A 19,382-nucleotide genomic window follows, 5' to 3' on the forward strand; every position below is an offset into this window, starting at 1 on the left:
AAAGGTACGCCGGGGATAACAGGCTGATCTTCCCCAAGAGCTCATATCGACGGGGAGGTTTGGCACCTCGATGTCGGCTCGTCACATCCTGGGGCTGGAGAAGGTCCCAAGGGTTAGGCTGTTCGCCTATTAAAGTGGCACGCGAGCTGGGTTCAGAACGTCGTGAGACAGTTCGGTCCCTATCTGTGATGGGCGTTGGAAGTTTGAGTGGACCTGACTCTAGTACGAGAGGACCGAGTCGGACATACCTCTAGTGTGCCTGTTGTCGCGCCAGCGGCAGCGCAGGGTAGCTATGTATGGATGAGATAAGCGCTGAAAGCATCTAAGTGCGAAACTCACCTCAAGATGAGACTTCCTTATACAGGTCGTAGCAGACTACTACGTTGATAGGTTGCAGGTGTAAAGGTGGTAACACCAAAGCCGAGCAATACTAATTGCCTGTTAGCTTTCTGTCAGGGTTTCAATTACAATCTTTTGTATTCTCTTTTCAGTGTGTCAATTCTTATTTACGATCTATGGCGACTATTTCGCCGGTGTCCACCTCTTCCCATTCCGAACAGAGAAGTTAAGCCCGGCTGAGCAGATGGTACTAGGCCTAAAGCCCGGGAGAGTATGTCGTTGCCGCCCTTCAAAAGCCCCTTCAGAAATGTTGGGGCTTTTGTTTTTATCCCCCTCCGGACTCATTTTTTCTTTTCTGAAAATAGATTAGATTGGTCATTCCAAACTCTACCTCATGCGATACTTAATCCTGATTCTGTTTACGGCACTTCATTCCCAGCTCACAAATGCACAGGGAAGCTGGTCAGTGGCAGGACCGTTTCCTCTGCCAGTCCGTTCCGGTGCAGTTTCTTTCTCCATTGGTGCAAAAGGTTATGTGTGCACAGGACTAGAATCCCAGCTAAAAAATGACACGTGGGAATTCGATACGCTTTCAAATGGCTGGACCCAAAAAGCAAATTTTCCGGGTACTGCACGTGATAGCGCCGTAGGTTTTTCAATTGATTCTCTTGGTTATATTGGGCTGGGTGGTGATGGTACCGGTTACCAGTCAGACTTCTATAAATATTCTCCCGCAACAAATACTTGGCAGGCTATCGCAGCATTTCCGGGCACACTCAGAAGTGATGCTGTTGGATGTTCTGCCAGCGGATTAGGATTCGTGATGTTCGGACGCTATAACGCACAAACACCTTTTGACCAGTGGAAATACGATCCTGTAGCAGATAATTGGACGCAAATTGCAAATTATCCAGGTTCTCCAACAGATAATGGTACTGCCTTTACTATTGGGAGCAACTTGTATTATTATCAGTTTTTAGGGAATCCTAACTTTTATGAATATAGCCCTGTCGCTAACACATGGAGTCCAAAAGCTTTTGCCAATTTTGGCTTGGCGCATTCCGTCGGGTACTCTATTGGAACCCTGGGGTACGTGGCCACCGGAGGAAGTCGTGATGTGTATGAATACAATTCAGTAAGTGATAGTTGGTCCATGATCACCCCTTACGCAATATCCGGATATACCACTTCAAGGGCAATAGGTTTCTCCATTGGAAATTTCGGGTATGTAGGATTGGGAGATAGTACAATCGCATACATTCCATCAATGAATTTTTGGAAATATACGCCATGCAGTATTCCAACACCATCAATTTCTCCATCAGGAACCGTTGATCTTTGCCTTGGAGATTCCGTACTTTTAACCTCCAGTGCGAGTTCCGGAAATCAGTGGTATCTGAATAGTTCTCCGATTAGTGGTGCAACGGGAACCACTTATTACGCTTCCCAAAATGGAACCTATACCGTGCGTTCTGGTTGCTCCGGGATGTCAACCCCATTCAATATTAACCAGATCAGTAATTCAATTCAACCGCCGATTTGCTTGGTAACCGTAGATTCTCTCTCCCAATACAATGTGATCATGTGGGATAAAACAGGATACAACAATGTTGATTCTTTTATTGTATTCAGGGAGATCACCACCAACAATTATCAGCCGATTGGGAGAGTGTCTTTTGATTCATTGAGTTTGTTCATAGATACTACCTCGACACTTTATTTTCCCAACACAGGTAACCCTAATACGGGAACGTATCGCTACAAGTTAGGAGCGGTTGACACTTGCAGGAACCTTGGCCAATTGGGACCTTATCATAATACCATTTATATCTCCAACAATGCGGGTACATTCAGCTGGACCCAGCTGTATACGATTGAAGGATCCGGCAATCCGGTAAATGCTTACGTGTTGATGCGTGACGATTTCAGTAATGGTAACTGGCAGGCTATTAACAGTGTTGCAGGCACCCAGCAAACCATAATCGATCCGGCCTATGCTGCCTGGGTAGCTACTGCGAGTTGGAGGGTACAAACCTTGTGGAATATCTCCTGTGTCCCTGCCCGCCTGGATCTCAATACGCAGATTGTAACTACATCGAGATCCAATGTAATTGGAATATCCAGTTCAGCCGACGTGAATGAGTGGGGTGAACTGGTTCTTGTGTTTCCAAACCCTGCGTCCGATTTTGTCGAAGTGAAACTGAGCGGGCTGAGACTGCGTTCCCTTCAAGTAACGGACATTACCGGACAACTGATTATAAATTCCGAGTATTCCAGAGTTGAAACTGGTGCTTTGTCCTCTGGTATCTATCTTCTAAAAATTATAGCGGATGAGGGTACGGTGCAGAAAAGAATCGTAATCAACCATTGATTCCTTGAGTTTGATTGAAAAAGAAGCATTTAGTTTTCTCAGATCCCTTTCCCGGAACAACAACCGGGATTGGTTTGCAAAGCACAAAGACAAGTATTTAGCAGTACGAGCCAACATTGAGCAGTTTGCTGAGGCACTCTTGTTGGAAATGAATAGTCACGACCAAATCGAAACACCGAGCGGAAAGAAAGCACTTTTTCGGATCTACAAAGACGTACGTTTTTCCAATGACAAAACACCTTACAATACCCATTGGAGTGGAGCCTTTAGAAGAGCCACGAAGAGTAGGAGGGGAGGGTATTATTTTCATCTCAAACCCGGGAATAGTTTTCTGGCCTGTGGTTTCTGGGGACCGGAGCCGGCCGATCTGCAGCGGATCCGTCAGGACATCGATCTCAATTTTGCAGAGTGGAGAAAAGTTCTGAAAAATAAAACCATCCTGAACACTTTTGGGAAGATGAAGGGGGAAACGGTTAAGTCAGCCCCACGTGGTTACGCCAAGGATCATCCCGCTATTGAACTACTTCGTTATAAGCAATTTTATTTCCAGCACGATTTTACCGATAAAGAAGTGCTTTCTCCCGGCTTTGTAAAAAAGATGAGCGAGACCTACAAAAGGGTTCGACCGTTTTTTGATCACATGAGTGAGGTGTTAACGACGGATGCGAATGGGGTGTCGGTGCTATAGAACTATTGATCTACGCTCTCAAAACCTTTCAGGAACTTCTCAAACACAAAAATGCGATTCCGTTTGAAACCTGTACGTTCTTTCAGAATGTTGAGTTTGAGGAATTCGTCCAGGAGCACATAGGCTGTTGGTTTGGTGATGTTCAGTTTCTGAACAACATCATCGGCATTGATCACAGGATGGCCGTAGAGGTGCAGCAAGAGTTCTTGAGCTAATTCTGCACGTCGGCCTAAATTCTTAGAGATCTTCTCACGTAATTTTTTATCCAGGTCAAGGCTGTCGAGCAAGTTTTGTCGGCTTACCTGCGCACTTTCTTTGATTGAATAAAGAAAAAAGCGAATCCATCCACTGAGATCGTGATCTACACGAGCTTTGTGCAGGCGTTCATAATATTCCATTCTATTTTTCTCGATGAATTGAGAAAAATAGAGGGTGGGTTTTTGCAGGATCTTACTTTCAATGAGGTAGAGTATAATCAGGAGTCGTCCTACGCGACCGTTTCCATCGAGGAAGGGGTGTATGGTTTCAAATTGATAATGGGCAATACCGATCCGAACGAGATGGGGGATGAGTATCTTCTCGTTATGTAAGAATTTTTCCAAATCACCCATGAGCGGAGAAAGTTCTTCGTGCGGGGGTGGGATGAAACTGGCTGTTTGAATAGTTCTACCACCAATCCAGTTTTGAGAGCGGCGGAATTCGCCCGGACTTTTATGCGCACCGCGAACACCTTTCATCAACTGACTATGACATTCTTTGATTAGCCTTGATGAAAGTGGAATGCTTTTTAAAAGTTTGATGCTGTGATGGAGCGCTTTCACATAGTTTTGCACTTCCTGCCAGTCGTTTCCGGATTCAGGATCAGCGAAGTCTTTATCATATACAGCTTCTTCCACGCTTGTTTGTGTTCCTTCTATCTTACTGGAAAAGGTAGCTTCGGTAAAAACATGTAAGCGTACAAATGCTTCGGTTGCGGGAAGCAGTTCAGAAACAGAATTCAGTGCATGGATAGCAGCGTTTGCCTGCTCTAACAATTGTTGGATCTCCGGATCGGTAATGGTCCAGGCATGGTTTACCTGTTCAGGAATAAAGCTCTTTAGACTTTTTTGCTGAATATACTTCCCCGCCTTAAAATCCCTGAGATCCATGCTTTAAATATACGAATTTATAGTTAAATATAGATGATAAACATTAACTATAAATATCCATAGTTAAAACGATTTTGTAACCATCAGAAAATCAGCAAGATAATATTGTTTCGATCTTCGCTCTTCAATCTGTATGGAGGATGGAAGACTGAGGCAAAGGATCTCATGCCAGATGGCATGCTCCGACTAGTGCAGACTTACTTGATTTTCAGACGCTTAATAAAATATCCAATAAAAACCTACCTTGTAAGGTAGTCCAGATTTCAGAAAAACTGGAGATGCAGTACATTAGCGAAAAACCCAGGCACCTTTGGGCTCATAACCCAAAGGCAATGTATTGTGTTTACCCACGAATAGAAGGTAAATCCGGATCTGAAATTGAAGGTATTCTAAATGAGATTTTTAGACGATTATCCGACAACGAAGCGAAAGTTATTTTTTCAACGTGTAACAGATTTCGGCTTACCCGCCATATCATTCAGCACAACGGAATAGCCCTGGCTTCGCGCAACTCTTTTTTTCATACTCGAATAAATGCCGGGAATAACGATTGGCCGGACAATACTCTTATGAGATGTCAGGTCGGTCTCATCAAGCGTGCCCTCAGCGCGATCTTTCCGCTGTTGCTTATCAGTCTTGTATCACCGATTTCTTTTGTCATCCTATCGCGTTCACGCGATAGCAAAGTTACGGAATTGGTTACTCATTGGTTACTTTAAAAACAAAATCGCCTCTAACCATTTGATTTAGAGGCGATTACTTTAACTTTTCGTAGCCCGTAGGGGAATTGAACACCCTCTCATCTGACCAAGTTACTGCATTTCAGGTTTTTCTGAAACCAAAGTTACCTTAGAAGGTAGGTTTTTCGTGAGCAAATTATCAGAGTGCTGATTATCAGGCTTGTGTGCGTGATGTCTGGAGTTTGAACAGTCTGCAGGTTTTTTGCACTGTATGCACGACCCGCAGCGGTTCACTTTCAGGCGTTTTCTGGCCGCATTTCTCATTCTTCGCCTAACTGAAAATTTTAGCGGGATGTTGAAGTAGACTTCTCGCGGTGTTAGCGGCCGGTGCCTGTAATGCGGCCTCACTTCATTGTATTCTTTCACCGCTGCCTGAAGGTAAAGGTCCAGATCTTCGGTACCTACAAAACTCCTCCGGTTCAGGTAGCACGACTTCATCACCCGATGGATCACTTCCACCGGGTTGTTGCTGGGAATGAACCCGTGTACCGCAGTGATCTTTTTCATTTTGATCCCACTCAACCGGCTCAGAAATTCGCTCACATCTTTATTGTTGTTTTCCCTCCCTCCATCTGTCACGAGATTCACATCGTCATGATTCGGATGTTTCATCAGAACTTCCAATGCATTTTTAAGAGCATCTATCACTAACGAGAACCGCTTTTTCCTGGCGATGGAATAACCCAGTATCATACGGGAGAAATTATCCATGATGAAGCAGATGTAAACACGCCCCATCGAAATGGTGTCAACCTGCGTTGCGTCCAGATGCAGGTATTCGTTCGGATAGGTTGTTATTACCCCGGTACCTTTGGATTTCTTCTTCCATTTTTTTCTCTCATGACCTACAAGCTTCGCATATTTATACCAACTGTACAGCGAAGCGATAATGCTTCCTTTTCTTAGCGCTTGTGCCGCAATCGAAGACAGCGGCCAATGTTCCAACTCCGGCTTGCTCATCCAACGCTTCATCATTTCTACTTCTTCCAGACTCAATTGATGTGGATGCCGTTTGGTGCACAAACTGATAAATGAGTCAAAGCACTTGTATTGCGATTCCAGTTTCCATTGCTGAAATTGTGTTCTTGAGATCCCAATGATGCGTAGGGCCGCATGAACTCCGGCCACCTCGATCAAATACCGGATGGCACTCAAAACTTCCCTCTGGGTATCAGAATCATTGCCTGATTTCCGGATTACGGGACCCAGGATGTTTCTAAGAGAGAGATACGAACGCAGAATGCTCCTCATCTGTTGCTTAAGTCGACGGTTCTTATCCTCCAAACCGGCTACCCGGAAAGCCTGATCGTGCAAATCACGGTATTCCGATCCTTTGAATTTCTTCGAATGTTCTTTTCTCCAGTTGGAGATCGTAGTGTAGGGGATCTCCCTCCGGAATGTCAAGGGCAGCTTTTCTTCCTGCCCTGTCGCATACAAATAGGTGATGTACGAATCGTACTTTTCCCGATGTTTTTTCATGCTTGCAGTTTTTTTTGGGCGGCGAAGGTAATACAGGAAACATCATAGCTGTAACTTATTATTATACAGCTAAATACAAAGGAAATGTTAAAATTACGGATGAATCCGTAAAATATGTATTAAATTTGCGGAAGTATCCGTAAAAATGATAAATCGTCTTATTGAGAAGAAAATATCATCCCGGATGAAGGATAACAAAGCCCTGGTGATCCTTGGTCCGCGACAATCCGGGAAAACCACCCTCGTGAAGCAATTGGCGGAAAACACCCCGAAGAAACTTCTTTGGCTCAATGGCGATGAAGCCGAAACCCGCGAAATACTGGCTTCCCCTACCATCGCCCGCCTGAAAAATATCCTCGGGAATACGCAATTGCTCGTGATCGACGAGGCTCAGCGTATCGAGAATATCGGACTTTGCATTAAGCTGGTTGTGGATAACATTCCCGGAGTGAAAGTCATTGCTACCGGCTCCTCATCCTTTGAATTGGCTAATAAGATCAATGAGCCCCTGACCGGCCGCAAGTGGGAGTTTCACCTCCTTCCGCTATCGTATCAGGAAATGGCAGATTATCATGGAAAAATGAATGAAAACAGATCCCTGGAGCAACGCCTCGTGTTCGGGTATTTCCCGGATGTGATAAACCACCCCGGGGATGAAAAGGAACGCCTGAAATTGCTGGCCGACAGCTATCTTTATAAGGATATACTAACCTGGGAACGGATATTGAAACCGGAGCGCCTGGAGAGGCTGGTTCAGATGCTGGCCCTGCAAACCGGACAGGAAGTTTCTTTCCATGAACTCGGACAGACCTGCGGATTGAACAACGAAACCGTGGAGAAATACGTTACGTTGCTGGAGAAATGCTTTATTGTGTACCGCTTGCACTCGTTAAGCCGGAATCTCAGAAATGAATTGAAGAAGAGCAGAAAGGTGTATTTCTATGACCTCGGATTGCGAAATGCGGTGGTCAATCAGTTCAATCCGGTTGAATTGCGTAATGATAAGGGGGCGCTATGGGAAAATTTCCTGGTAACGGAACGACTGAAGTATTTTTACAACTCCGGCCAGCCCTGCAACCGTTTTTTCTGGCGTACGCTTGCGCAGCAGGAGATCGATTACGTGGAGGAAAGGGACGGCGCCATGCATGCCTATGAATTCAAATGGAAGTCAGGCAGGAAGAAGAATTTCTCAGCTGCTTTTCTCAACGCATACCCGGGCGCCAAAACGGAACGCATCACCCGGGATCATTTTGCGCAATTTATCTCCTCCGGTAATGACTGAGCACGGACTGGAGATATTTTTTTATACTTCTATCTTTGTCCCGTGAATCCTTCATCGCGCCACTTTCCTCTCCTTCTTGCAGCCTTTGCGCTCCTGATCTTTACCCCATTCCTTGGATCGGCGCATTTGTTTGACTGGGATGAGATCAATTTTTCGGAATGTGCCCGGGAGATGATCGTTACCGGAAACTACGCCTTCCCGCAGATTAACTTCCTTCCTTTCTGGGAAAAGCCGCCCCTTTTCATTTGGATGCAGGCTCTTTCCATGCACGCCTTCGGCATCAACGAATTTGCAGCTCGTTTTCCCAACGTGCTGTGCAGCGTGCTAACCCTGCTGACCTTGTTCCGAATCGGAAAAAAACTCCGAGGCCACACTTTTGGCTTGTATTGGGTACTGCTCTATGCAGGATCTGTACTCCCGCATTTCTATTTCCGGTCAGCGATCATTGATCCCTGGTTCAATTTGTTCATCTTCCTCGGAGCGGAACAGATTATTCTAGGCCTGCACGAAGAGTCGGCCGGAAAGCGACCCTTGCTGGCGGGCATGTGGACCGGACTGGCCATGCTTACAAAAGGTCCTGTAGCCCTGCTCATTGTATTGCTTTGCCTTGGCGTGCATTTGCTTATTGTGCGGGGGCGCGGAATTTCATTCCTGCAAGCACTTCGCTTCGGCTTCGCATTCCTGTTGTCCGGAGGATCATGGTTCATTTATCTTATCCTCAGTGGAAAATCGGAGCTGCTCGGAGAATTTATCCTCTATCAGGTCCGGCTATTTTCCACCGAAGATGCGGGGCACGGAGGCCCCTTCTTCTATCATGCGCTGGTGCTGCTCTTTGGCTGTTTTCCGGCCTCGGTATTCGCACTCTCCGGAAACTGGAGGCCGGTGTTTACTGTTTCGAAAGGGCACCGTACGTTGGAACAGGAGTTCCACCGATGGATGCGGATACTTTTCTGGGTTACGCTGATTCTGTTCTCTGTTGTACAAACTAAGATTGTTCACTATTCTTCGCTGTGTTATTTTCCGCTTACGTTTTTCGCAGCAGTGAATATGCAGCGCTTGCTTAGCGGTGAACTGCGGTGGAAGTCCCGCGATACTTTTCTGGCAGTGCTCACCGGAGGGGTCTTGTCGCTCGCATTTGTTGCAGCACCTCTGATTGAACACCTGGAAACTTACCTGCTTAAACCCGGTGTGTTGCGGGATGAGTTCGCCAAAGCAAATCTGGAAGCGGAGGCCGCATGGATGGGGTGGGAGTGGATACCGGGACTTGTTTTCGCCGCACTGCTGGGATACCTGATCCTTGCTCAGATAGGGAGGAAAGTTGCATTGCTTCAATGGATTCCCCTGGCTACGCTCGCGGTTACCTCATTGATGATGGTGCTCGTTGTTCCAAGGGTGGAGGAATACAGTCAGGGTGCGGCGATCGCCTTTTACAAAAGCAAGGCAGGGGAGAATTGTTCTGTGGAGACTTACGGTTTCAAGAGCTATGCGCATCTGTTTTATGCTGCACAGAAAAAAAACACAGGTCTGCCTTCACCGCACATGTATCTGGTAAGCAGGATCACGAAGGCGGAGGAGTTGCAGAGACAATGCCCGGAATGTATTGAGTTATTCCGAAAGAACGGATTTGTGTTCTGGGAAAAGCGCCAGCCGTAAGAACTAAGTATTACTACGAGTACTACCAAGGGGAAGCCGGATCGTGAAAGTGGTGCCTTGGCCCGTTTCGCTGTGAACACTGATGCTTCCGCCGTGGCGGGCTGCGATCTTGCGGCATACGGCTAAGCCGATCCCGGACCCCTCGTACTTCTTCCCTTCAAGCCGCTGAAAAAACTGGAAAATTTTTTCGCTGTACTTGTTGTCAAAACCAATCCCGTTGTCTGTAAAACGTATCTCGCTCACTTCATTTCCTGTCCGCTGGCCCTCTGTGACACAGCTCGTGATCCGGATTACAGGCGCTTCATTCTCCTTCCGGAATTTAATGGAGTTCGAGAGCAGATTCTGGAAAAGCTGACGGATCTGCGTTCGGTCCGCAGGAAGGTGAGGTAGCCCCGAGGCTTCAATTCGCGCCCCGCTTTTTTCAATGGAGTGCTCAAGGTCGTCTTGCACTTCTTTCAGCACTTCATTCAGATCAACCGTAGTGAAAACAGAATGTCGTGAGGAAAGACGAGAGTACGTGAGCAGGTCATCTATCAGCGTTTGCATGCGTGACGAGGCATTCATCATCCGGCTTAAATAATCCTTCCCCGTTTCGGAAAGCTTCTCCCTCTCAGTTGTCACAAGACGATCACCAAATGACTGGATCTTCCGGAGTGGTTCCTGCAGATCGTGCGATGCCACATACGCAAACTGCTCCAGGTCGGAATTAGAAAGCTTTAGTTCTTCGGTGAGCCGGAGTAGCACTTCCTGCTGTTGATGAATCAGCCTTTCTCTGCGTTTATAGATCAGAATTCCCACAAAGGTGATGAGGATGGACCCTACCGACAGAAAACGGTTGGTTAGTACAATGTACATTTCCGTGCCGGGAGGTTTGATAAGCAAGGCGAAAAGTGTCAGCAGTACTGAAACCACGCTGAAAAGAAGGGTGTTCATCATTCCTCTCATCCACAGCGTAAGCAGCACAACAACCACGTAAACAAATCCCCAGGCAACACCCTGCGGACTGCTGATATCGGCCCACAAAATCAATCCCGTCAGAACCACCCCTAAGGCGCCAAACAGCGTGGAAATCTTCTTGTCGGTTTTCGTGATCATAAAAGCGAAATTCGGAATATCTGATATGCGTCTGAATGATGGGAGTCACCCCGTTACCTAACAAGTACCCCAGGACCCACTGCTTTTATGATACTTGTCATATTTTCGGTCAGTGTCTGTGAACGAAATTGTTTTTTACTTTTAATCAGAATTAAAAAGATCAAGGTGCTTAATGAGAATCCCGAAGTCGATCGAAATATTAATTGCCGATGATGACGCTGAAGACAGGATGCTGATCACGGATGCGTTGTATGAAAGCCGGCTGAAGAACACTATTCAACACGTAGAGAACGGGGAGGAGTTGCTCCAGTATCTGAGAAATGAAGGAAAGTTTAGCGAAAGACTGCTTTATCCTTTACCCGGAATAATTTTGCTGGATCTCAATATGCCGAAGAAGGATGGACGGGAAGCCCTGCGTGAAATAAAATCGGATCAGCGCCTCAGTTCCATTCCCGTTATTGTGCTGACCACCTCAAAAGCGGAGGAAGACATTGTGCGGTCCTACGGACTGGGAGTGAATTCATTCATTTCAAAACCGGTGAGTTTCAACGCAATGGTAGAGATAATGAGGACCCTCAATAAGTACTGGTTTGATATTGTTGAACTCCCGCCAATAATGAAATGAAAGGACCGGAGATAAAGGTGTTGATGATTGATGATGATGAAGAGGATTTCATTATCACCCGGGATATTGTTTCAGGAATAGAGCACCACAAGTATTCTGTTCAATGGGCCGGCGATTATGATCGGGGGTTGGAGGAGGTGATGAAGCAGGATCACAATGTATATCTTGTGGATTATAACCTGGGTGTACGAAGTGGCGTTGAGCTGATCCGTGAAGCACGTTCGAGAAATCATACTGCGCCGTTCATTTTACTCACTGGGCAGCATGACTTTCAAGTAGATCACAGCGCGTTGGAAGCCGGTGCTTCTGATTTTCTTGTGAAGGGAAGAATTGATGCCAGGCAGCTGGAATCAAGCATCCGCTACAGCATGGAGCATGCACGGATACAGGAAGAGCAGAAGCTTCTGAATCTTAACCTGGAGGAACGCATCCGTGAGCGTACTGCCGTGCTGGAAGAAGCGGTGCAAGAACTGAATAAAACCCGGAAAGAACTCAGCGATGCGCTCGTCAAAGAAAAGGGACTCAATGAACTGAAATCCCGCTTTATCTCAACCACTTCGCATGAGTTCCGCACGCCGCTCGCCATGGTGCTTTCATCCCTCACACTTGTACAGAAGTACGGCGATCTGAATGATAAGGATAATCAGTTGCGGCATATTACAAGAATTAAATCTGCGGTGAATCACCTTACCGATCTGCTGGATGATGTCCTGCTTGTTGGAAAACTCGAGGAGGGTAAGGTAGCGGTTCGTTATGAAGAATTCGATCTGACACAGCTGATCAGTGAAACCTTAACATCGTTCCGTCTGTTGCTTAAGGGGAATCAGCTGCTGGATGTAAAACATAAAGGCCGCCCTGTGGTCATGAGCGATGAGAAGATTCTGGAGCAGGTGCTCATCAACCTGCTGAGCAACGCCATAAAGTTTTCCCCCGACGGCGGAAAGATTACCCTTAGCTCTGAAACCGGCAAAACGGGCATCAGGATCAGCGTCAGTGATGAAGGTATCGGTATTTCGGAGGAGGACAAGGAAAATCTCTTTGGCCGGTTCTTCAGAGGAAAGAATGCAGCGGGTATCCAGGGAACCGGGCTGGGACTGAATATTGTTGTGAAGCAGATGGAATTGCTCAAAGGGAAGATATCCTGCGAGAGCGAATTGGGAAAAGGCTCTACCTTCACGATTACCATTCCTATTCCCTGATCACTTTCACATCCCCGCCGGTACAGTCCAGTACCCTGGAGGTATGAAGTCCTCCATAGCCTCCCGCAAGCACCAATTCCACTTTATCACCGTACAGATCGTGAATGCGATCCGGATCCGACAGGTGTTCTGTCACTTCATCTTCCGCATCGCGAACCGAGGTGTTCAGAATCGGATTTCCCAGCTCTTTTACCAGTTCCCGGATGATCAGGTTATCAGGTACGCGGATGCCGATGGTCTTTTTCCGGTTGCGGAAAATTCCGGGCAGCCTGTTGTTTGATTCAAGAATAAAAGTAACCGGCCCGGGCAGGAGTTTTTTCATTTCACGGAAAATATGGTTGGGAACCGGGCGTGTGTAGTCTGCCAGATGCGACAAGTCGTAAAAAAGAAAGGAAGGATTCGCCCGCCCAGGATCCAGTCCCCCGATCCGGCAAAGGCGTTCCCAGGCCCTGGAATTCATCATGTCGCAGCCCATCCCGTAAACCGTGTCGGTGGGATAGATCACCACGCCCCCTGAGCGAAGGATCTCCGCTGCCCTGCGGATGGCATCTGAATTAGGTTTATCAGGATTACAGTGCAGAATCATTGTTTTATATTTAGCTGATTATAAGCATAATAGAATATATAATAAAAAGTATATCTTTAACATTGTGAAACGCCAGGATCTTGTTCATACGGTAACCAGCCTGCAAAGTAAGGTGGAAAAATTGGTACATTTGCATAAGAAGCTGGCGGAAGAGAATCACCGGCTTACGGGGGAAACGGATTCACTCCGCAAAGAAAAAGAATCCCTAAAAATTAAACTGAAGTCTCTGGAAGAGAAGTTGCAGGTGCGGAACCTGGCAGCGGCAACCGGAGTCAATAGTACAGATAAATCAGAGTTAAAAAGTAAAATTAATGAGCTGGTGCGGGAAATAGACAAATGCATCGCTCTTCTTAACAGGTAAGGGCAATACCCGATCCGATGGCTGAAGTATCCATAAAAATAAACATAGCCGGCAGAACGTATCCCATTAAGGTGGAAAAGGGAAGGGAAGGAATGGTGCGTAAGGCGGCAGAACAGATCAACCGTAAAATGGATGAACTCAGGTCCAGCTACGCCGTAAAGGACGCGCAGGACCTGTTGGCAATGTCAGCTTTGCAACTATTCACACAGAACCTGCATACAGAACAGCAGATGATGGTAGACCAGGACATGGCCTTCCGTCTGGTGGAAATGGAAGCCTTCGTATCCGATTACCTGCGTAAGGAGAGAGAGAGCGTGAACTGATTCCTCCCGGCCCGTTTAATTCATTAAATGGGAACCCTAATATCTAAAGTATCATGAATATCCAACTCGACATGATGGACATCATCATCATTGCCGTAACGGGTGTGGTTTGTCTCTTACTGGGAATAATCCTGACCACCTCGGTGCTTCGCAAGAGTGTCCTCAAAAAAGCACAGCTTAAAGTGAAGGAGGCGGAACTGGAGGGAGAAAAGATCAAAAACGAAAAGATCCTTCAGGCCAAAGAAAAATTCCTTCAGCTCAAAAGCGAACACGAGAAGCACGTGAACGAAAAGAACAGCTCGATTCAGTCTGCTGAAAACCGTATCCGGCAGAAGGAGCAGACCCTGAATCAGAAAACCGAGCAGGTACAGCGAAAAGACGCGGAGCTGGAAAACGTACGCAAAAACCTGGCCCACCAGCTGGAACTTGTTGAGCACAAAAAAGGCGAGATCGAAAAAATGCACCGCCGCCAGGTAGAACAACTGGAAACCATCTCCGGGCTCTCAGCGGAAGCTGCAAAGACCCAGTTGGTGGAATCACTGAAGGCGGAAGCAAAAACGGAAGCCTTGTCGCATGTGAAGGATGTGGTGGAGGAAGCGAAACTTACTGCCAATAAGGAAGCAAAGCGCATTGTTATCCAAACCATTCAGCGGGTGGCTACGGAACATGCTATTGAGAATTCGGTGTCTGTCTTTCACATCGAAGGGGATGAAATGAAAGGACGGATTATCGGCCGTGAAGGCCGTAACATCCGCGCTCTTGAGGCTGCTACCGGAGTGGAAATTATAGTGGATGACACACCGGAAGCGATCATCCTTTCCTGCTTTGATCCGGTGCGTCGTGAAACCGCCCGATTGGCGCTGCACCAGCTGGTGTCCGATGGACGTATTCACCCGGCACGTATTGAAGAGATCGTGGAAAAAGTAAAAAAGCAACTGGAAGAAGAAATCGTAGAAACCGGAAAGCGAACGTGTATTGATCTCGGCATTCACGCCCTGCATCCGGATCTCACCCGTATGGTGGGAAGGATGAAATACCGTTCCTCCTACGGGCAAAATCTTCTTCAACACTCCCGCGAGGTAGCAAATCTCTGTGCCATTATGGCTTCGGAGCTGGGCTTGAATCCAAAGATTGCCAAGCGGGCCGGATTGTTGCATGACATCGGAAAAGTGCCGGAGGATGAACCGGAATTACCGCACGCAATTCTTGGAATGAAACTGGCGGAGAAATGTAAGGAAAAGCCGGAGGTGTGCAATGCAATCGGAGCGCACCACGACGAGGTGGAAATGAATACGCTCTACGCACCCATCATTCAGGTGTGTGATGCCATCAGCGGTGCCCGCCCGGGGGCACGGAGGGAAGTGGCGGAACAATACATGAAACGTCTCAAGGATCTTGAAAACCTTGCGGTTTCGTACCCGGGAGTTGAAAAATCGTATGCCATTCAGGCCGGACGTGAACTGCGCGTAATCGTTACGGCTGAAAAAGTGTCTGATAAGGATGCTGAAACATTATCGTTCACTATTGCCCAGCGTATCCAAACGGAAATGACGTATCCCGGACAGGTGAAGGTTACCGTGATCCGGGAAACACGCGCGGTTAATGTAGCGAAGTAACGCGCGCCACAGGATACCTGCGGTGTGAGCTCTCGTAGTAGGGAGAGTTCAGATAAATAAAATACAATTGTGCGAAAGCATCCGCGGCGAACACCGGATCGGATGCTTTCTTTTTTTCGAACTGTTCTTTCAATGCCGCGTTTCGGTCCAGGAGTTCTTTTGCCTTCTCTTCAAACACATAATCTGAAAACCATTCCTTCTGCTGGAGCACCGCATCAAAAAATCCCCACGCGAAATAGGAATCAGGAGCCTGAGGCTCCAGGGTTTCCACCGCAAAACGCCGGGTGATCATGTCGGGGTACACCAGGTAATCGCCTTTGTAATAATGTACATTCTGCGTATCTCTCCGCACCTGAATATTCGAATGAAGGTAATGTCCTTCATAAGGATTTTTCCCGGTCTGAATATCCCCGATATAGTATACCTCCACACGTATCGTGCTGTCTTTTTTTAATCGTTTCACCGGAACTTTATTCCATTCTAATCGCCGGATCACTTCATCCCAAGCCTGCGGAATCACATAGCATAAGGGTCGTTCAACCTGCAGAGAGGGAGAGTAGGTGTTAAAGTACTTTACAGGGAAGGTTACTTGTTGTGTGGTATCGTAAAATAAACGGCTCAGGCCGGTAACTTCACTCTTCTTTTTCATGGACCGAAATCCCAGAAAGTCAAACAGGGTATATGCAGCGGTGTCCAGCTGCCAGTCCAGGATCACGGTTTTTCCGGTTTCGAAACCTGTCTTACGGGAGGCATTACGCGCATTCCGGATATTCGCGTTTTCTTTGGCCGAGATATCCAGCAGGGCTTCCAGGAAAACGCGCGTGGCTTTCACCCGCTGATCAAAGGGTTTTAACATATGCGTTTCTACAACATAGCCAATGCAGCTGTACAGGGCCGCATAACCGGTGCTGTAACGGGGCGTTTCCATATACCCCACGATTCCGCTCTCCGGAGTTTCACCCAGGGTGTTCACATACGGACAATAGCTGAATCCTCTTTTCGTGCAGTAGTCTTGTAACAGGGGATCCATTCGATCCATTTGTTTGGAAGACATTCCGCCGAGTTTATCCCGCTGCGTATGGATCAGCGTTAATGTATATTGATAGTCGGCACCATTAGAAACATGGGTGTCAACCAAAATGTGCGGATCCCATTTTCGAAAGAGTTTCGTAAAGCTCTCCGCATTCTTTGAATCACATTTAATAAAATCTCTGTTTAGGTCCAGATTCTGTGCGTTGCCGCGAAAGCCGTATTCCTCCGGTCCGAATTGGTTCGCCCGCGAACAGCAGCTGCGGTTCAATGTGCCGCCTACATTATAGGTAGGAATGATCAGGATCACCACATCCTTCGGAATGCTACCGGTCTTCAGCAGATCCCGGCTCCATTCCATGCAGGCGTTTATGCCGTCCGGTTCGCCGGGATGAATCCCGTTATTGATCAACAGGATCAACTTCCCCTGTTCCTTCAGTTTCTTCGGCTCAAATTCATTATTCGCCGACAGGATGAATACATGCAGCGGTTCGCCAATATCCGTTTTCCCTGCCTTTACCAGTTTGCACCTGGAATATTTTTTATCCAGCGACTCGTAAAATTTAATGATGGAATCGTAGGTGGGTGTGAAATTTCCCGCGAAGAGGGAACAGGAGATAAAACAGATGCAGAATAAGTACTCCCTACCTCGGCTACCGTACATCATCCCCGGTTCTTAATTGGCCATAATTTTCTGCCACTTAATGCCGTTGCCGGGATCTATCTCGTTGAGCAGATTCATGATCTTGGTTTTTTCATCCGGAAATGATTGGCTGAAGAGATTTACGATCTCATCCGCTTTTCCCTGAAAATATACCTGCATGGTAAAGGACAAGGGTTTGTCGTTATGTACCTTCTTCAGTAACAGGAGCGCGTCGGCTGCCACGCTTCTCCCGGAGGTGAGATCCTGCTGCATAATGTCCAGCCCCAGCCGGTGATATTTGTAGTTGCATTCCCGGATCGGTTTGAATACTCCGTCCAGCATGTTGGTCACCATCCAGTAGCGGTTCTTTTGTCCTTCGAAAGCCTTCCATCCCTTTTCGGGTACGTTCTGTGCATTGTTCACAATGGTTTGTGCGAATTGAAAGTAAGGTGTTCCTCCTTCCGGCGAAAAGGTATCGTAGTCTATTCCGATAATCATATAGGCATAAAAGGCGAGAACAGACGTGAGGTTGGATAAGTGCGAGGTTTTGGAAAATTCGAGTGGCTGGTATTCCAGGTACTTGAACTGGAAATCTACGTCATTGTGATTAAAAACAAGTGAGTTATAAGACGTTTTGAAAACGGGGCGGCTGGATTGAATTTGCATCGATCCTTTGAATTCGTCGGATGATAGTTTGTCGTTGATTGTTATCGTCAGATTGCAGGTGATCCGTTCTTCCTGTTTGAACTGATCGCCGGTCCAGCGTGTATTGTTCATGAATTCGCTGATCGCCAGCTGCAGGGTTTCGAAAATCTTTTTTTCTGTAGTGCCCTGAATGGTGGGAGAAAGGATCTGTACATTGCAGTTGAGTTCCTGCGCAGATAGAAGGGAAATGTCTGATGTCAGATAGCATGCAATGGATATAAACAGAGCCACCAGATGTTTCATTTTCCGAGAGTTTTAATAACAAAATTCACAATGTCTTTTGCCACTTCCGCCTTGGGCTTCAACTCAAATTTAATGGTTTTATTGTTTCGCGTGAGCAGTGTAATCTTGTTAGTGTCGGTACCAAAGCCTGCCCCCTTATCCTGCAGCGAATTCAGTACAATGGCATCCAGGTTTTTCCGGCGAAGTTTCGCTCTTGCGCTACGGATCCCATCGTCGCTCTCCAGCGCGAAACCGATCAGGATCTGACCTTTCTTTTTTCTTTTTCCCAGCTCCGCAAGTATATCGGCCGTAGGTTCAAGGGCCAGATGGGCGGGTGCCCTTTCTTTTTTGAGCTTTCCCTTTGCAATATGCACCGGACGAAGATCAGCAACGGCTGCTGATTTTATGATCAGGCGCACCGCCGGGGCAAATTTCATGCAGGACTTTCGCATTTCTTCCGCGGAACGTACGTTCACACGATGGATCCCTCCGGTTTGGGTGTCCGGACATCCGGGACCCGCCACCAGGGTTACTTCAGCTCCGGCGCGATTGAGCGCGTCGGCCAGTGAAATCCCCATCTTTCCGCTGGAATGATTCCCGATGAAACGTACATCGTCAATGGGTTCGTAGGTAGGGCCCGCTGTAACCAGCGCCCTGATTCCGCTCAGGGGAAGGCTCTTCTTAAAGAAACTTTCAATGTTCCCGAGAATAATGCCGGGTTCGGCCATCCTTCCTTCTCCACTCAACCCGCTGGCCAACTCCCCTGTTCCAGGTGGAATAACCACAACACCATCTTTCTGGAGCAAAGCAATGTTCGACCGCGTGGTACGGTGTCGGTACATGTCCAGATCCATCGCCGGAGCTACCATCACCGGACACCGGGCAGACAGGTAAACAGCCATGAGCAGATTGTCACAATTCCCATTCGCCATTTTTGCCAGCGTATTGGCCGTGGCGGGTGCCATTATAAGCAGATCACCCCATAATCCCAGCTTTACATGACTGTTCCAGCTTCCATGATCGTCTCTGATAAAATCACTGTGAACCGCATTGCCGCTCAGCGTGGCAAGCGTGAGTTTGGTTACGAATTCTCCGGCGGAAGGACTCATCACAACTTTAACCTCAGCGCCTTTTTTTTTCAGCAGGCGAATAAGAAATGGGATCTTATATGCGGCGATCCCACCGGTAATACCAATGATGATTTTTCTTCCCCTGAGCATGGTCATTAAAATCAAAAGCCGCAGAAGCTGTTCGTTCCTGCGGCTTGAAACAGCATGG

General features: G+C 47.3%; 16 protein-coding genes and 2 rRNA genes. 11 read left to right on the forward strand and 7 right to left on the reverse strand.

The genetic code is table 11. The features are described 5' to 3' along the window. From IT233_04605 to IT233_04620, 4 genes are all read left to right on the forward strand, one after another. Positions 1-455, forward strand: a 23S ribosomal RNA gene (locus IT233_04605); the annotation flags it as partial. A 59-nt stretch (positions 456-514) separates the two neighbouring features. Continuing rightward, positions 515-627: ribosomal RNA gene (rrf, locus tag IT233_04610) — 5S ribosomal RNA — on the forward strand. Positions 628-733: 106 nt separating this feature from the next. Beyond that, positions 734-2,710, forward strand: coding sequence for a T9SS type A sorting domain-containing protein (locus IT233_04615; protein MCC7301902.1), 1,977 nt, complete (start codon positions 734-736; stop codon positions 2,708-2,710). Further along, positions 2,706-3,398 (forward strand): DUF2461 domain-containing protein, encoded by a 693-nt coding sequence (locus IT233_04620; GenBank protein ID MCC7301903.1) that lies wholly within the window; start codon positions 2,706-2,708, stop codon positions 3,396-3,398. Before IT233_04615 ends, IT233_04620 begins: the two co-directional genes overlap by 5 nt. Before the next feature lie 2 nt (positions 3,399-3,400). Here IT233_04620 and IT233_04625 read toward each other — a convergent pair whose 3' ends face one another. After that, complete coding sequence (locus IT233_04625; protein ID MCC7301904.1) at positions 3,401-4,546, reverse strand: Fic family protein; 1,146 nt, start codon at positions 4,544-4,546, stop codon at positions 3,401-3,403. 812 nt (positions 4,547-5,358) lie between these two features. Beyond that, positions 5,359-6,765, reverse strand: a complete 1,407-nt coding sequence (locus IT233_04630; protein ID MCC7301905.1) for a transposase — start codon at positions 6,763-6,765, stop codon at positions 5,359-5,361. Between the two features lie 145 nt (positions 6,766-6,910). On the opposite strand from IT233_04630, the gene IT233_04635 reads away from it, so the two are divergent. Next, complete coding sequence (locus IT233_04635; GenBank protein MCC7301906.1) at positions 6,911-8,047, forward strand: ATP-binding protein; 1,137 nt, start codon at positions 6,911-6,913, stop codon at positions 8,045-8,047. Between the two features lie 42 nt (positions 8,048-8,089). Then, positions 8,090-9,700 (forward strand): glycosyltransferase family 39 protein, encoded by a 1,611-nt coding sequence (locus tag IT233_04640; GenBank protein MCC7301907.1) that lies wholly within the window; start codon positions 8,090-8,092, stop codon positions 9,698-9,700. 3 nt (positions 9,701-9,703) lie between these two features. On the opposite strand, the gene IT233_04645 is transcribed toward IT233_04640, so the two are convergent. Beyond that, positions 9,704-10,795, reverse strand: coding sequence for a hypothetical protein (locus IT233_04645; GenBank protein MCC7301908.1), 1,092 nt, complete (start codon positions 10,793-10,795; stop codon positions 9,704-9,706). A gap of 172 nt (positions 10,796-10,967) precedes the next feature. Between IT233_04645 and IT233_04650 the strand changes: the two genes are divergently transcribed. Together IT233_04650 and IT233_04655 are read left to right on the forward strand one after the other, a co-directional pair. After that, positions 10,968-11,420 carry a response regulator gene (locus IT233_04650; GenBank protein MCC7301909.1) on the forward strand — a complete coding sequence of 151 codons (453 nt, stop codon included), beginning with the start codon at positions 10,968-10,970 and terminating at the stop codon, positions 11,418-11,420. Next, the gene (locus IT233_04655; GenBank protein ID MCC7301910.1) at positions 11,417-12,619 is read left to right on the forward strand and encodes a hybrid sensor histidine kinase/response regulator; all 1,203 of its coding nucleotides are present in this window, start codon (positions 11,417-11,419) and stop codon (positions 12,617-12,619) included. The genes IT233_04650 and IT233_04655 overlap by 4 nt, the downstream gene beginning before the upstream one ends. Here IT233_04655 and IT233_04660 read toward each other — a convergent pair. Beyond that, the gene (locus IT233_04660; GenBank protein MCC7301911.1) at positions 12,609-13,205 is read right to left on the reverse strand and encodes a threonylcarbamoyl-AMP synthase; all 597 of its coding nucleotides are present in this window, start codon (positions 13,203-13,205) and stop codon (positions 12,609-12,611) included. The two genes, IT233_04655 and IT233_04660, sit on opposite strands and share 11 nt — an antisense overlap. 64 nt (positions 13,206-13,269) lie before the next feature. Here IT233_04660 and IT233_04665 point away from each other — a divergent pair, with 64 nt between their 5' ends. From IT233_04665 to rny, 3 genes are all read left to right on the forward strand, one after another. After that, on the forward strand, positions 13,270-13,566 hold the full coding sequence (locus IT233_04665) for a hypothetical protein (GenBank protein MCC7301912.1): 297 nt from the start codon (positions 13,270-13,272) through the stop codon (positions 13,564-13,566). Between the two features lie 17 nt (positions 13,567-13,583). After that, entirely contained in the window at positions 13,584-13,889 is a 306-nt protein-coding gene (locus IT233_04670) for a cell division protein ZapA (GenBank protein ID MCC7301913.1), read from the forward strand. Positions 13,890-13,960: 71 nt separating this feature from the next. Further along, positions 13,961-15,505: a ribonuclease Y gene (gene rny, locus IT233_04675; protein ID MCC7301914.1), complete on the forward strand. Its 1,545-nt coding sequence runs from the start codon at positions 13,961-13,963 to the stop codon at positions 15,503-15,505. On the opposite strand, the gene IT233_04680 is transcribed toward rny, so the two are convergent. Genes IT233_04680 through coaBC form a run of 3 tightly spaced genes read right to left on the reverse strand, consistent with a single transcriptional unit; the run spans position 15,489 to position 19,324 of the window. Beyond that, positions 15,489-17,198 carry a hypothetical protein gene (locus IT233_04680; GenBank protein ID MCC7301915.1) on the reverse strand — a complete coding sequence of 570 codons (1,710 nt, stop codon included), beginning with the start codon at positions 17,196-17,198 and terminating at the stop codon, positions 15,489-15,491. The genes rny and IT233_04680 overlap by 17 nt on opposite strands. 12 nt (positions 17,199-17,210) lie before the next feature. Continuing rightward, complete coding sequence (locus tag IT233_04685; protein ID MCC7301916.1) at positions 17,211-18,125, reverse strand: DUF4835 family protein; 915 nt, start codon at positions 18,123-18,125, stop codon at positions 17,211-17,213. Then, complete coding sequence (gene coaBC / locus IT233_04690) at positions 18,122-19,324, reverse strand: bifunctional phosphopantothenoylcysteine decarboxylase/phosphopantothenate--cysteine ligase CoaBC (protein MCC7301917.1); 1,203 nt, start codon at positions 19,322-19,324, stop codon at positions 18,122-18,124. The genes IT233_04685 and coaBC overlap by 4 nt, the downstream gene beginning before the upstream one ends. Positions 19,325-19,382 lie beyond the last annotated feature (58 nt).

It is taken from the genome of Bacteroidia bacterium (assembly GCA_020852255.1).
Lineage (GTDB): Bacteria > Bacteroidota > Bacteroidia > JADZBD01 > JADZBD01 > JADZBD01.